This window comes from Phaeovulum sp., from assembly GCF_030684035.1.
Lineage (GTDB): Bacteria > Pseudomonadota > Alphaproteobacteria > Rhodobacterales > Rhodobacteraceae > UBA6213.
Map to the genome: position 1 here is coordinate 1 of NZ_JAUXPI010000008.1, position 14,538 is coordinate 14,538.

A 14,538-nucleotide genomic window follows, 5' to 3' on the forward strand; every position below is an offset into this window, starting at 1 on the left:
GGGGGGCCCGGGCGGGGGCTGCGCGCCCCCGCACCCCCCGGGATATTTGGGCTGAAGCATTCAGGGCAGGCGCTGGACACCGCCGGGGCGGGTGCTAGGCTCGGCGCGCCGCAATGAAGGAGTGCCTGCGATGAGCCTTGAGAACGTGCTGAACCGGATCGACGCCACCCTGCCCGAAGCGGTGGAGCGGCTGCTGGCGCTTCTGCGCATTCCCTCGATCTCGACCGATCCGGTTTACAAGCCCGCCTGTGCCGAGGCGGCGGACTGGCTGGTGGCGGAGTTGCAGAGCCTCGGGTTTGAAGCATCGGCGCGACCGACGCCGGGGCATCCGATGGTGGTGGCGCGGCACCGGGGGCCGGGGCGGCACATTCTCTTTTACGGCCATTATGACGTGCAACCGGTTGACCCGCTGTCGCTCTGGGCGCGCGATCCCTTTGACCCCGAGTTGCAGGACACGGCCAAGGGCAAGGTCATCCGCGGGCGCGGGGCCTCGGACGACAAGGGCCAGTTGATGACCTTCATCGAGGCCTGCCGGGCCTGGAAGGCCGAGCATGGCGTGCTGCCCGGAAACCTCACCATCTTTCTGGAGGGCGAGGAGGAGAGCGGTTCGCCCTCGCTGGTGCCGTTCATGACGGAGAACGCCGAGGAACTGCGGGCCGAGCTGGCGCTGATCTGCGACACCGGGCTTTTCGCCGACCGCCAGCCCGCCATCACCACCGCATTGCGCGGCCTGCTGGGCGAGGAGGTGACGATCAGCGGGCCGAACAAGGATCTGCATTCGGGGGCCTATGGCGGTGCCGCGATCAACCCGATTCGGGTGCTTGCGCGGATCATCGCCGGATTGCACGACGAGACCGGGCGGATCACCGTGCCGGGGTTTTATGACGATGTGGACGAGTTGCCCGAGGCGGTGCGCGCGCAGTGGCAGAGCCTGGCCTTCGACCATGCCGAGTTTCTGGGCGAGGTCGGGCTTACCACCCCGGCGGGCGAGGCCGGGCGCACGCCGCTTGAAATGCTCTGGTCCCGGCCCACCTGCGAGGTCAACGGCATCTGGGGCGGCTATACCGGCGACGGCTTCAAGACCGTGCTGCCCGCCAAGGCGCATGCCAAGATCAGCTTTCGTCTGGTCAGCCGCCAGGACCCGTTGAAACTGCGCGCGGCGTTTCGTGCCTATGTGCAAGCCCAGCTTCCGCCCGATTGCACCGCCAGCTTTGAAAGCCACGGCACCGCCCCGGCAAGCACGATGAGCATGGCCGACCCCGCTTTCGAGGCGGCGCGCCGGGCGCTGGGCGAGGAATGGGGAATGCCCGCGGCCTTTATCGGCTGCGGTGGCTCGATCCCGATTGCGGGCTATTTCAAGACCGTGCTGGGAATGGATGCGATGCTGATCGGCTTTGGCAAGGACAGCGACCAGATCCATTCGCCGAACGAGAAATACGACCTTGAGTGTTTTCACAAGGGCGTCCGGTCCTGGGCGCGGATACTGGCGCGGATCACCGGCTAGGACCCACGGCCCGGCCCTGTACCGGGGCCGGGCGAAGGCTCAGCGGACGCTGGCAGCGCTGATATAGTCCGGGTCGGTGACGAGGCCGTTCATCCGGTCATCGCCCTTGCGGATCGCATCGACCACCTCCATGCCGGAAAGCACCCGACCGACCACGGTATAGCCGCCATCAAGCTGCGGGGCCGGGCCGAACATGATGAAAAACTGGCTGTTGGCCGAGTTCGGGCTGGTTGCGCGGGCCATGCCGACGATGCCGCGGGTGAAGGGAACTGCGGAAGTCTCGATCGGCAGATCCGGTCGGGTCGAGCCACCCATGCCCGCGAGCGCAAGATCGCCACCCTTCTTGCCGAACTGCACATCGCCCGTCTGCGCCATGAAACCGTCGATGACGCGGTGGAACACCACGCCGTCATAGGCCCCTTCGCGCGCCAGAGCGACGATCTGATCGACGTGTTTGGGCGCAAGGTCGGGCAGCAGGTCGATGACGATCCGGCCGCTGGCCTGGCCTGCGACATCGAGAATGAGGTTCGGGCCGGGGCCGTCGGCCACTTCTTGCGCCGCAGCGCCGCCCGCAAGGCCAAGCGCGAGGAGCACCGCAAGGAAGTTACGCGACATCGGCGGCCACCTTGACCGAAATCATCCGGTCGGGGTTCGCTGGCGGTTCGCCGCGGGCGATCTTGTCCACATGTTCCATGCCCGAGATCACCTGCCCGTAAACGGTATACTGGCCGTTGAGAAAGCTGTTCTCGCTGAAATTGATGAAGAACTGGCTGTTCGCCGAATTCGGGCTGGAAGAGCGCGCCGCGCCGATCGAGCCGCGCGAATGCGGCAGCCGCGAGAATTCGGCGGGCAGATCGGGAAGGTCGGAACCTCCGGTGCCGGAGCGGCGCGGGTTGTAGTTCTTTTCCATGTTGGCGTGTTCGACATCGCCGGTTTGCGCCATGAAGCCTTCGATCACCCGGTGAAAGGCGACATTGTCGTAGGCCCCGGCGCGCGCCAGCGCCTTCATCCGCTCGACATGTTTGGGTGCCACCTTGGGCAGCAGTTCGATCACCACCGGCCCATCCTTGAGCGTGATGATGATGGTGTTTTCCGGGTCTTTGATCTCGGCCATGCGCAACTCCTGAAGCGTTTGACCGTGATTTAATCACCGGGGACCGTCAAGGGAAGTGCAAAGCGCCGCATGGTGTTGACGAATGCGTGCGCCTGGGCGCAAGTTCGCCCGCGGAACCGGAATTGAGGAGCGGCTGCGATGGGCTGGAAGACGCTGGACGAGATCGAGATGCGCGGGCGTGTCGTGCTGGTGCGGGTCGATATCAACGTGCCGATGGAAAACGGCCAGGTCAGCGATGCGACGCGGATCGAAAAGATCGTGCCAACCGTCAGGGACATTCTGGCCAAGGGCGGCAAGCCGGTATTGCTGGCGCATTTCGGACGGCCGAAGGGCAAGGTGGTGCCGGAAATGAGCCTTGCACCGTTGCTGCCCGAACTGGAAAAGGCGCTTGGCGTGCCGGTGCGCTTTGCCGAGGACTGCATCGGCGGGCCGGCCAAGCGCGCGGTGCAGGCAATGGCGGCGGGCGAGGTGCTGCTGCTGGAGAACACCCGGTTTCACGAAGGCGAAGAAAAGAACGACGCGCAGCTTGCGGCTTCGATGGCGGCGCTTGGCGAGGTCTATGTCAACGACGCCTTTTCGGCCGCGCACCGCGCCCATGCCTCGACCGAAGGCATCGCGCATATTCTGCCCGCGGCCGCCGGGCGGCTGATGCAGGCAGAATTGAAGGCGCTTGAGGCGGCGCTCGGTTTGCCGCTGCGGCCGGTGGTCGCGGTGGTTGGCGGGGCCAAGGTTTCGACCAAGCTCGACCTCTTGGGAAACCTCGTGGCGCGCGTTGACCATCTGGTGATCGGCGGCGGCATGGCCAATACATTTCTGGTGGCGCAGGGGATCGACGTCGGCCGCTCGTTGGCCGAGCGCGACATGGCCGACACCGCGCGGGCAATCATCGCGCGGGCTGCCGATAAGGGCTGCGCCATTCATCTGCCGGTCGATGTGGTAGTGGCGCGCGCATTCGCGGAAGGTGCGCCAAGCGAGGTTCTGCCCGCCAACGCCTGCCCGGCGGATGCGATGATTCTCGATGCCGGGCCGAAAACCGTTGCCGAGATTTCCCGAACTTTCGAAGCCTGCCGGACGCTGATCTGGAATGGCCCGCTCGGTGCCTTTGAAATTGCCCCGTTCGATGCCGCCACCACTGCGGCGGCACAAAAGGCGGCGGAACTGACCCGCGCGGGCAAGCTGGTTTCGGTTGCAGGCGGCGGCGACACGGTTTCGGCGCTGCACAAGGCCGGGGTCGCCGATGATTTCAGCTATGTGTCAACCGCGGGCGGCGCGTTTCTGGAGTGGATGGAAGGCAAGGAGCTGCCCGGCGTTGCCGCGCTGATGCGCTGATGGAGGGCTGGGCACTGATAACGGGGGCGTCGCAAGGCATCGGGCAGGCGCTTGCTGCCGAGGCGGCAGCGGCGGGCTGGAACCTGGTGATTTCCGCGCGCGGCGCGGTGCAGCTGGAAGCGGTTGCGGCGGAGCTGCGTGCGCGCCATGGGGTGCAGGTAACCCCTGCCGCTTTTGATCTGGCCGAACCGAGCGCGGCAGAGGCGCTTTGGGCCGCGGCGCTGACCGCTTCCGGCGGCCAGATCGGGGTGCTGGTGAACAACGCCGGGCTGGGCTGGCACGGCGCATTCGGCACCAGCCCCGAGGGGGGTGCGCAAGAGGCAGAAGTGATTGCCGTCAATATCCGGGCGCTTACCACGCTGGCGCAGCTTGCAGTGGCGCATATGCGCGCCGCAGGCGCGGGCCGCGTGCTCAACGTCGCCTCGACCGCCGCTTTCATGCCGACACCGCACATGGCAGTTTACGGCGCAAGCAAGGCCTTTGTGCTCAGCCTCTCCGAAGCGCTGGCGGTGGATCTGGCGGGCAGCGGGGTCAGCGTGACCGTACTTTGCCCCGGTGCCACCGACACCGGCTTTTTCGACCGCGCAGGCACCGGCACGATGCGGCTGATGAAATTGCTGCCGATGCCTAAACCCGAGGGCGTGGCGCAGGCAGGCTGGCGCGGCATGATGGCGGCAAGACGGATCGTGATACCGGGCGCGATGAACACGCTTTCTGCCTTTGGTCCGCGCCTGCTGCCGCGCGCATTGATCGCGCGCCTTGCTGGCGTCTTCATGGCGCGCAGCCGCTGAAAAGCGCGGCTTTCGCGCGCATCTGGGCCCCGTAAGCGCCATCAGCGATTGCGCAGCCGCGCCCGAAAAACTAGACCTGTGCTCGTATCTTAGCCGCAAAGGAGAGCCCCATGCGCGCCACCCGTATTGTCCAGAAAATCCTTGCCAATTACGAAGGCGAAACCCCCGGCGTGAAGGCCAACCTCGCCCGCATGTTGATGGAGGGCAAGCTCGGCGGCACCGGCAAGATGATCATCCTGCCGGTCGATCAGGGCTTTGAACATGGGCCGGCACGCAGTTTTGCGCCGAACCCGGCGGGTTATGACCCGCATTACCACTATCAACTGGCGATCGACGCCGGGCTGAATGCCTATGCCGCGCCGCTGGGAATGCTCGAAGCCGGGGCGGATACCTTTGCCGGGCAAATTCCGACGATTTTGAAATGCAACAGCGCCAACAGCCTGATGAGCGACACCGCGGGCAAGAACCAGGCGATCACCGCCAATGTCGATGACGCGCTGCGAATCGGCTGCTCGGCAATCGGTTTCACCATCTACCCCGGCTCGGATGCCGCGCTGGAGATGTATGAGGAAATCAGCGCGATGCGGCAGGAGGCGGCGGCAAAGGGCGTGGCCACGGTGATCTGGTCCTACCCGCGCGGTGAGGCGATTACCAAGGAGGGCGAAAACGCGATCGACGTGGCCGCCTATGCGGCGCAGATCGCGGCGCTGCTGGGGGCGCATATCATCAAGATCAAGCTTTCCACCGACTATCTGATGCTGCCCGAAGCCAAGAAGGTGTACGAGGCGCAGAAGATCGACATTGCCACGCAGACCGCGCGGGTGCGCCACTGCATGCAGGCAAGCCTTGGCGGACGGCGGATCGTGGTGTTTTCCGGCGGCGCGCGGAAAGGCGAAGATTCGGTCTATGACGACGCCCGCGCCATTCGCGACGGCGGCGGCAACGGCTCGATCATCGGTCGCAACAGCTTCCAGCGCTCGCGCGAGGATGCGCTGGCGATGCTCGGCAAGCTGGTGGATATCTACAAGGGCCGCGCCTGAGGCCAAACCTGGCCTGCAAAGGCGTGCCATGCGCTCCTTGGAGCCTGTCCGACAAGTTGGGCACCGGTTTTGTCGCAAGACAGGCGCAAAACCGGAAGCTGACACCTGTCTGGCGCTTCTATCTGCGCCAGACAGACTCTAGGGGATTCCCTCGGCGAATCATCTGTGGCATGATTCGCCGAAGCGACCACCCCAGACGGCAAGAGCGGTGGCGGATGAGGCAGGCATGGCACAAAGACGCCCCGGGTTCGGGCCGCTTATCTTGGTTATGGTCGCTCTTGTGACGGGCGGATACTTTGCCATCGCGGCCTTGCAGGGCTCGTTCGGGTTGCTCAAGCGGGTGCAAGTCGAGGCGGAGATCGCCACGCTGCGCATCGAGCGCGATGCGCTGGCGACCGAGGCGGCGCGCATGGCGAACCTGACGCGGCGGCTTTCAGATGGGTACCTCGACATCGATCTGCTCGACGAACGCGCCCGGGACGTGCTTGGCTACCTGCGCGCAAACGAGATCCTGATCCGCTGATTGCACCCGACTTCGGGATCGGTTATGGAATGGTTTAACGTTGAACTATTCCTGACTATGGGAGGTCGCCGCCATGGTTTCACGCAAGGCCGCAGCGGGTGCGAGTGCGGACAGGCCAAATGTCTCGCGCGAGGAGCTGTTGAAGTTCTACCGCGAAATGCTGCTGATCCGCAGGTTCGAGGAAAAGGCCGGCCAGCTTTACGGCATGGGGCTGATCGGCGGCTTCTGCCACCTTTACATCGGTCAGGAGGCCGTCGTGGTCGGGCTTGAAGCCACCGCCAAGGAAGGCGACAAGCGCATCACCTCGTACCGCGACCACGGCCATATGCTGGCCTGCGGCATGGACCCCAAGGGGGTGATGGCCGAATTGACCGGCCGCGCCGGTGGTTACAGCCGCGGCAAGGGCGGCAGCATGCACATGTTCAGCAAGGAAAAGCACTTCTACGGTGGCCACGGCATTGTGGCCGCGCAGGTACCGCTCGGCGCGGGGCTGGCTTTTGCCGACAAATACCTGGGCAACGACAATGTTTCGTTTACCTATTTCGGCGATGGCGCGGCGAACCAGGGCCAGGTGTATGAGACCTTCAATATGGCCGCGCTCTGGTCGCTTCCGGTGGTTTTCGTGATCGAAAACAACCAGTACGCCATGGGCACCGCGCAGCGCCGTTCAACCTCCAGCGCCGATATCTACACCCGCGGCGCGGCCTTCGGGATCAAGGGCGAGGCGGTTGACGGCATGGACGTGCTGGCGGTCAAGGCCGCAGGCCAGCGCGCGGTGGCCGCCTGCCGGGCAGGCAAGGGGCCCTATATTCTGGAAATGATGACCTACCGCTACCGTGGTCATTCGATGTCGGACCCGGCCAAATACCGCTCGCGCGAGGAAGTGCAGAAGATGCGCGACGAACGCGACGCCATCGAGCATGTGCGCGAGTTGCTTCTGACCGGGGGCCATGCCACCGATGACGACCTGAAGCTGGTCGACCGCGACATCAAGGCGATCGTCAACGAGGCCGCAGAATTCGCCAAAACCAGCCCCGAGCCGGACCTCTCCGCGCTCTGGACCGACATCACCGTGTAACGGAGGCAGAGAGATGGCAACCGAAATTCTGATGCCCGCGCTCAGCCCCACGATGGAAGAGGGCTCCCTTGCCAAGTGGCTGGTGAAAGCGGGGGACACGGTGAAATCGGGCCAGATTCTGGCCGAGATCGAGACCGACAAGGCGACGATGGAGTTTGAAGCGGTCGATGAAGGCGTGATTGGCGCGCTTCTGGTGCCCGAAGGTGCCAGCGGCGTGAAGGTGAACACACCGATTGCGACGCTGATTGTTGAGGGTGAGACTGCGGCGACCGCTGCGCCGACCGCCGCCGTCGCCGCCCCGGCACCCGCCGCGGCCCCGGTCGCGGCCAAGGCGGCACCCGCAGCCGAGCCAGTTCCCATGGCTGCAGCCACACCCGACTGGCCCGCAGGCACACCGATGAAAACCATGACCGTGCGCGAGGCATTGCGCGAGGCGATGGCCGAGGAAATGGCCCGCGACGAGACGGTTTATCTGATGGGCGAGGAGGTGGGCGAGTATCAGGGTGCCTACAAGATCAGCCAGGGCCTGCTTGATCAGTTCGGCGCACGCCGGGTCATCGACACCCCGATCACCGAACACGGCTTCGCCGGTATCGCCGTTGGCTCGGCTTTCGCCGGGCTGCGGCCGATTCTGGAGTTCATGACCTTCAACTTCGCCATGCAGGCGATTGACCACATTCTCAATTCCGCCGCCAAGACGCTTTACATGTCAGGCGGGCAGATGGGCTGCCCGATCGTGTTCCGCGGCCCGAACGGGGCGGCGGCGCGCGTGGGTGCGCAGCACAGCCAGGACTATGCGGCCTGGTATGCGCAGGTGCCGGGGCTGAAGGTGGTGATGCCCTATTCCGCCGCAGACGCGAAGGGCCTTTTGAAAACCGCGATCCGCGATGGCAACCCGGTGATCTTCCTCGAGAACGAAATTCTCTACGGGCGCAGCTTCGAAGTGCCCGACCTGCCGGATTTCACCATACCGTTTGGCAAGGCTAGGGTCTGGCGCGAGGGGACGGACGTGACAATTGTCAGCTTCGGCATCGGCATGGTGCATGCGCTTGCGGCGGCCGACAAGCTGGCCGCCGAGGGTATTTCGGCCGAAGTCATCGACCTGCGCACCCTGCGCCCCATCGATTATGACACGGTGATTGCCAGCGTGCAGAAGACCAACCGCTGCGTGACGGTCGAGGAAGGTTGGCCGGTGGGCAGCATCGGCAACCACCTCAGCGCCACGATCATGGAGCGCGCCTTCGATTACCTTGACGCCCCGGTGATCAACTGCACCGGCAAGGACGTGCCCATGCCCTATGCCGCAAACCTTGAAAAACTGGCGCTGCTGACCCCGGACGAGGTCGTGGCGGCGGTGAAAAAAGTCACCTATCGGTAGGGGGAAAGATATGGCTGAGCAAATCCTGATGCCGGCGCTGTCGCCCACCATGGAAGAGGGCACGCTGGCGAAATGGCTGGTGAAAGCGGGCGACACGGTGAAATCCGGGCAGATCCTCGCCGAGATCGAAACCGACAAGGCGACGATGGAATTCGAGGCGGTCGATGAAGGCGTGATCGGCGCGCTTCTGGTGCCCGAAGGGGCTTCGGGAGTGAAGGTGAATACACCGATTGCGACGTTGCTGGTTGAGGGCGAAACCGCCGCCCCCGCCGCCGTCGCTCAAGTGACACCCGCCGCAACGCCTGCCGCCCCCGTGCCTGCCGCCGCGGCCCCTGCCGCCGTCGCCGCCGCGACGCCTGCGCGCGCCGCCGCCGTTGATCGGGTCTTCGCCTCGCCGCTTGCCCGCCGGATCGCGGCGGAAAAGCACATCGACCTTGCCAAGGTTCAGGGTAGCGGTCCACGCGGCCGGGTGGTCAAGGCCGATGTGGCGGGGGCCGCCACTGCCGCGCACCCTGCCGTTGCCGCCGCGCCGGTCATGGCCCCGGTTGCGGCACCCGCAACCCCCACCCCGGCCCCGGCACCCGCCCCTGGCGCGGCAGCCGCCCCGGTCAGCGCCTCAACCGTCGCCCGCATGTATGAGGGCCGCGCCTACGAAGAGGTGATGCTCGATGGCATGCGCCGCACCATCGCCGCGCGGCTCACCGAGGCCAAGCAGACGATCCCGCATTTCTACCTGCGCCGCGAAGTGCGGCTCGACGCGCTGCTGGCGTTCCGCGAGCAATTGAACGGGCAGCTTGCGCCGCGCGGGGTGAAGCTCTCGGTCAATGATTTCATCATCAAGGCCTGCGCGCTCGCGCTGCAAGCGGTGCCCGCAGCCAACGCCGTCTGGGCGGGTGACAGGATCCTGAAAATGAGGGCCTCCGATGTGGCGGTGGCGGTTGCCATCGAGGGCGGGCTGTTCACCCCGGTGCTGAAAGACGCCGAGTCCAAAAGCCTTTCGAAGCTTTCCGCCGAGATGAAAGATCTTGCCGCCCGCGCCAAGACGCGTCGGCTGGCACCGCAGGAATACCTGGGCGGCAGCTTTGCAATCTCGAACCTTGGCATGATGGGCATCGAAAACTTCGACGCTGTCATCAACCCGCCGCACGGGGCCATACTCGCTGTCGGTGCCGGGATCAGAAAACCGGTGGTGTCAGGCGATGCGGTGGTGATCGCCACGGTGATGTCGATGACTCTGTCTGTCGATCATCGGGTCATCGACGGCGCGCTGGGGGCCGAACTGCTGAAAGCCATCGTCGAGAACCTCGAAAACCCGATGGCAATGCTGGCCTGATCTCGCTTGCAGAAACGAAAAAGCGCCGGGGTCGCCCCCGGCGTTTCTCATTCACGGATCAACTGGTCCATCTCGGTCGCCGGATGCTCGCATCCCGCCTCGCCGACAATATGCGCGGGCACCCCAGCCACCGTCTTGCACTCCGGCACATCCTCGAGCACCACCGAGCCCGCGGCGATGCGCGAATTGTCACCGACCCGGATATTGCCAAGCACCTTCGCCCCCGCGCCGATCAACACACCATTGCCGATCTTCGGGTGGCGGTCCTGCTCCTGCTTGCCGGTGCCGCCCAGCGTTACCGAATGCAGCATCGAGACATTGTCGCCCACCACCGCAGTCTCACCGATCACGATCGAATGCGCGTGGTCGATCATCACCCCGCGCCCGATCCGCGCTGCGGGGTGAATGTCCACGCCAAAGGCTTCCGAGGTGCGCATCTGCACGAAATACGCCATGTCATGCCGCCCCTTGCGCCAAAGCCAATGGCCAACGCGATAGGCTTGCAACGCCTGAAATCCCTTGAAGAACAGCACCGGCTGCACATAGCGGTGGCAAGCCGGATCACGGTCATGCACAGCCACCAGATCGGCGCGCGCTGCCTGGCCAAGGTCCGGCTCGTCGGCATAGGCCTCATCGGCGAATTCGCGCAAGATCTGCTCGCTCATCTCGCCCGACGCCAGCTTGAGCGAAAAGCGGTAGGCCAGCGCGCGCTCGAAACTGGCGTGGTGCAACAGGCCGGAATGGATCAACCCGCCGAGCAGCGGCTCATCATGCACCGCCTTGCGCGCCTCGTCGCAAATCCGCGTCCAGACCGGATCCACCGCAGCAATCTTCGCCCTCTTCTCCGCCATCATCCCACCCATCGCCCTGACCCTCGGGTTCCGAGCATAGTCAAAGCCAACGTACCGCGAAAGTCGATTTCCGCAGGCACCCCGTCGGCGGCGCAGCATGGCGAGAACCCGGGCGAGGCAATCGAGGTACTCAGGGTCCGACAGGAACGGTTCGGCGGGCAACGGCGGCTGGCAGGCCACACCCATCAGCGACCCATTGCCCCAGCGCGGATGCGCGCGCCCAAACCGCGCGCGGTAGGCATCGGCCGCCTGTGCCTGCTCCAGCATCCGCTGAAGTGCCGCATCGCGTGCCGCAGGCTGCACAGACAGAATGGCGCGCGCCGCGGTGCAAAGATCGCCGTGGGTGATCTGCCGCATTTCAGACCGAAGGCAGCGAAATCTCAAGGTAATGCACCGCAAGTCGCACCACCCCGCCGGCGAAGTTTCCACCGGTAGCACTCAGCAGCAGCGGCTCGGGGGACCAAAAGGTCATCGGTTGCGAAAGCATACCGCGCGCCCATGATTCCTCTGCGATTCCGAGACCAGACCCGAAGCGGTCGGGCGCACCCACATTGCCAAGCTGCCAACTAGTAAGCGTCCCGGTGATCGCGCTCACCACCCGCGCTGAAACTCCGATCACCATTGCCTGGCCGGGTATGATGGCTTCGGTGGTGGATGTGGCAACCGCCCCTATCACATGATCGATCTCGCTCACGCCCGCCAAAAGCCCTGCCCCGTGCGGGCTAAGCGTCAATGCGCCCGCCGCCCAGTCGGTACCGTCATGCAGCGCGCTTCGGCCTTCATCCGCGATGAAAGCGCGCCAGCCGAATTGTGGGGCCACAAAAACCCAACCACCATTGGTGCCAATGGCAACCCTGCCGCCCTGCCCGGCCCAGGCATTCACCGCGCCAAGGGGAACCCCGAAGCATTGGCCATTTGGCACTGTCGTCGGCGGCAGGGCGATGCTGCGCGACTCGAGTACAAGGTTGACCAGCCCATCGAGCCGCATCAGCGCCTCGTTGACCGTGACATGCTTTTGCGCCTGTGCCGGTTGCAACAGTGGCAACGCCATTCGAGTAGTCTCAACCATGAATTTGTATCCTTGCGAAAGGTCCGGCACCGAAGGCATCGGAAAGTTGCGCCACGTGAATCTCATAGGGGCCGGCTATACCGTCCTCCGCCTGCGCCGTGGCTGGGTAAACCCATTCAGGAAGCTCGATGATATCCTCGCGCCGGATCACGGAGCCTTCGACCACGCGCACCAGATAGGCCTCGAATGCCTCGCCCAGCGGCACCTCGCTTCCCGCCCAGCTGTCGCCGTCAATTCGGGTACGGCGGATCCAGCTGGCAACGGCATCGCCGCCGTCCATCTGCACCCGCAAATGACACGGCGCGTAGGGCCTGAGACCAATCCCGTCAAACGCCTCAACCCTGTGCACATAAGACGCATCGTCATAGCCGAGCGCCGCCGACCCGATCCGGTAATGCCGCGCGAGGCCGCGCGCGCCAAGGGCCAGATCGATCTGCGCGGGTGCACCGTTCATCAGCACAACCATGCTGCCTGCGGGCCAGACCTCGGGCATGATCGCGTCGCTGCCCGCCTGCCCGCGCAACCGCTCGCTGATCTCCCAGATACCGGGCTCCACCAGTTCAGCGCGGCCAAATTGCAGCAGCTCCCAATTGTCCGCGCCGCCATCGCCGATTGCCAGCAGGTTCGCCCCGTCCAGAAGCCGCGCGCGTGAAACCGACTCGAGCGATCCTTTCGGCAGCCGCAGGCGAAGCGGTTCGCCAAGGTCCGGCACCCCCGCCTGCGCCGCATAAAGCGGGGCCAGCGTGGTGCCGATCACCGAAGCCGCCGCAATGCTGCGATCAAACGCATAGTCGTCATCTTCGATCGCCGCATAAACGGCAACCGAGCCCGGCCAGGGCGTGGCGGCAACCGCCAGATGCGGGGCATGCGGCACCTCGGTGCCACGCATCAGCGGCAGATCCATGAACACTGTCATCACCGGCACCGGCGGGCTGAACGCGCGCAGCGCAATCTCGCCCTCGGCCTCATCGGAAGGCGTATAAACAGACGGCTCCACCCGGGTGGCCTCTATTTCAAGCGCACCAGCCTGCTCGACACGATCAATGCGATAACGCCCGGCGATTTCGGCCGAATCAAAAGCCACCACATCGCCCGCGCCAATGAACCCCAGCGAAGGTGGCAGCGCAAACCTGGCGCCGTCGCGCGCAATCCGCGCTTCAGCAAGCCAGCGCTCGACCACCCGCTGCCCTTCGGAGCGGGTCAGAACCAGCGACATCTCGCTTTGCGCGGCCTCGCCTGCCGCCTCGTCCGGAAAAACCGCCTCGACCGAGCGGGTCTCGTAATCACCATCAGCCTCGACAAAGTTCAGCCGCACCCGCCCCGCAGTCTCGGCCTTGGGTGCGCGGCTCGTTTGCAGGCGCGGCCCCTCGCCAAGCGCCAGCGCCTCATTGGTGAGTTGCGCATGCACTGCCCCGTCCCGCATGCGGAAAACAACCTGCCCGTCGCGTTCGATCGCCTCGAACCCATATGCCAGCATCAGCGGTTGCAGCGCCGCGCGGCCGCTTTCGCCGCCCGCTGCGGCATAGCCGCGGACCACCCCATAAAGCCCTGAGACGTCAATGTTCCGCAGCCCTTGCGACACGCAGATTTCGGCCACGACACTCGCCAGCGGCTGCGCCGAAACGCGCCCCGATATCCAGTGCCCGCGCGCATAGTTTTCCGCATCCGACCAGATGTCGGCACGTCCCGGAAACTGCGGAAATGGCCGCGCGTCCCAGGCCCAGACATGGGCACGGTCAATATCGACCATCGCGCCCGCGTAGTGATCGGCAACCGGGTTGTTTTCAGGGGCGGACCAGAAATCCACCATTGCACGCAGATACTGCATCTGCATCAACTCGTCTCGCCGCCCGTCGGAATAGTAGGGAAGCGACGATTCCGAACTCTTTGGATCGAGGAACTTGTTGGGCTGGTTTGCGCCTTTGTCCACCGCAGCGCATCCGATTTCGGTGAACCAGATCGGCTTTGAAGCCGGAACCCAGGCGGTTGCGACCGTTTGGCGAACCCCGCCGATCCGCTCGTGATGCGGGCTTTCCCACCATCCGCGAAGATCCTTCGGGCGCCACACCCACGGCTCGCCATGGGCACCATCGGTTATCGGCGTGCGAAGTTGCGCCTCACGGTGCTCCGGGGCCGCATAATACCAGTCAAAGCCTTCACCCCCGGCAATGTTCGCCTTCAGATAGTCGATGTTGTAAATCGAGCCCCAGGCGGCATCCGCATGCTCTTCGCCCTCGCGCCAGTCCGACAGCGGCATGTAGTTGTCGATCCCCAGTCGAACCAGAGCCAGACAGCACTTAAAGCCTTGTTTTCTTAGCGTTTTTCGACCTGTCAGCCAGATAGTCAGGCCCGAGAAACCTAATCTGGACCTAACTTGGCCAAACCCGGGCCCCTTGCCTGCTGAATGACGCGCTGTCACCAATCTCCTATTCGCAAAGCCGTTCAGGTGCGCTATTCGTAGGGTATCTATGACGAGGGGCCACCAGATATGGAAATGAATTTTGTTGACCTGTTCTCCTGTGGAGGTG

13 protein-coding genes are annotated in these 14,538 nt (G+C 64.7%); 8 read left to right on the forward strand and 5 right to left on the reverse strand.

The genetic code is table 11. The annotated features are described in order from the left end of the window. Nucleotides 1-130 precede the first annotated feature (130 nt). Nucleotides 131-1,504, forward strand: coding sequence for a M20/M25/M40 family metallo-hydrolase (locus Q8J98_RS02275; protein WP_305292964.1), 1,374 nt, complete (start codon nucleotides 131-133; stop codon nucleotides 1,502-1,504). A gap of 39 nt (nucleotides 1,505-1,543) precedes the next feature. On the opposite strand, the gene Q8J98_RS02280 is transcribed toward Q8J98_RS02275, so the two are convergent. Both Q8J98_RS02280 and Q8J98_RS02285 read right to left on the reverse strand, forming a co-directional pair. Further along, nucleotides 1,544-2,119, reverse strand: coding sequence for a peptidylprolyl isomerase (locus tag Q8J98_RS02280; RefSeq protein WP_305292965.1), 576 nt, complete (start codon nucleotides 2,117-2,119; stop codon nucleotides 1,544-1,546). Next, nucleotides 2,109-2,618, reverse strand: a complete 510-nt coding sequence (locus Q8J98_RS02285; RefSeq protein WP_305184350.1) for a peptidylprolyl isomerase — start codon at nucleotides 2,616-2,618, stop codon at nucleotides 2,109-2,111. The genes Q8J98_RS02280 and Q8J98_RS02285 overlap by 11 nt, the downstream gene beginning before the upstream one ends. Nucleotides 2,619-2,756: 138 nt before the next feature. Here Q8J98_RS02285 and pgk point away from each other — a divergent pair, with 138 nt between their 5' ends. From pgk to Q8J98_RS02320, 7 genes are all read left to right on the forward strand, one after another. Next, complete coding sequence (gene pgk / locus Q8J98_RS02290) at nucleotides 2,757-3,947, forward strand: phosphoglycerate kinase (RefSeq protein ID WP_305292966.1); 1,191 nt, start codon at nucleotides 2,757-2,759, stop codon at nucleotides 3,945-3,947. Then, nucleotides 3,947-4,738: an SDR family oxidoreductase gene (locus Q8J98_RS02295; RefSeq protein WP_305292967.1), complete on the forward strand. Its 792-nt coding sequence runs from the start codon at nucleotides 3,947-3,949 to the stop codon at nucleotides 4,736-4,738. The genes pgk and Q8J98_RS02295 overlap by 1 nt, the downstream gene beginning before the upstream one ends. Before the next feature lie 110 nt (nucleotides 4,739-4,848). Then, on the forward strand, nucleotides 4,849-5,778 hold the full coding sequence (locus Q8J98_RS02300) for a class I fructose-bisphosphate aldolase (RefSeq protein ID WP_305292968.1): 930 nt from the start codon (nucleotides 4,849-4,851) through the stop codon (nucleotides 5,776-5,778). A gap of 226 nt (nucleotides 5,779-6,004) precedes the next feature. Further along, entirely contained in the window at nucleotides 6,005-6,301 is a 297-nt protein-coding gene (locus tag Q8J98_RS02305; protein WP_305184354.1) for a septum formation initiator family protein, read from the forward strand. A gap of 73 nt (nucleotides 6,302-6,374) precedes the next feature. Then, complete coding sequence (gene pdhA, locus Q8J98_RS02310; RefSeq protein WP_305292969.1) at nucleotides 6,375-7,379, forward strand: pyruvate dehydrogenase (acetyl-transferring) E1 component subunit alpha; 1,005 nt, start codon at nucleotides 6,375-6,377, stop codon at nucleotides 7,377-7,379. A gap of 13 nt (nucleotides 7,380-7,392) precedes the next feature. Continuing rightward, nucleotides 7,393-8,757, forward strand: a complete 1,365-nt coding sequence (locus Q8J98_RS02315) for a pyruvate dehydrogenase complex E1 component subunit beta (RefSeq protein ID WP_305292970.1) — start codon at nucleotides 7,393-7,395, stop codon at nucleotides 8,755-8,757. 10 nt (nucleotides 8,758-8,767) lie between these two features. Then, complete coding sequence (locus Q8J98_RS02320) at nucleotides 8,768-10,090, forward strand: pyruvate dehydrogenase complex dihydrolipoamide acetyltransferase (protein ID WP_305292971.1); 1,323 nt, start codon at nucleotides 8,768-8,770, stop codon at nucleotides 10,088-10,090. Nucleotides 10,091-10,137: 47 nt separating this feature from the next. Here the strand turns inward: Q8J98_RS02320 and cysE are convergent, their stop codons facing one another. The 3 genes from cysE to Q8J98_RS02335 form a co-directional block, all read right to left on the reverse strand. Next, nucleotides 10,138-10,941, reverse strand: a complete 804-nt coding sequence (gene cysE, locus Q8J98_RS02325) for a serine O-acetyltransferase (RefSeq protein ID WP_305292974.1) — start codon at nucleotides 10,939-10,941, stop codon at nucleotides 10,138-10,140. 358 nt (nucleotides 10,942-11,299) lie between these two features. Then, complete coding sequence (locus Q8J98_RS02330) at nucleotides 11,300-12,010, reverse strand: DUF2793 domain-containing protein (RefSeq protein ID WP_305292972.1); 711 nt, start codon at nucleotides 12,008-12,010, stop codon at nucleotides 11,300-11,302. Beyond that, on the reverse strand, nucleotides 12,003-14,429 hold the full coding sequence (locus Q8J98_RS02335) for a glycoside hydrolase TIM-barrel-like domain-containing protein (RefSeq protein ID WP_305292973.1): 2,427 nt from the start codon (nucleotides 14,427-14,429) through the stop codon (nucleotides 12,003-12,005). Before Q8J98_RS02335 ends, Q8J98_RS02330 begins: the two co-directional genes overlap by 8 nt. Between the last annotated feature and the right edge of the window lie 109 nt (nucleotides 14,430-14,538).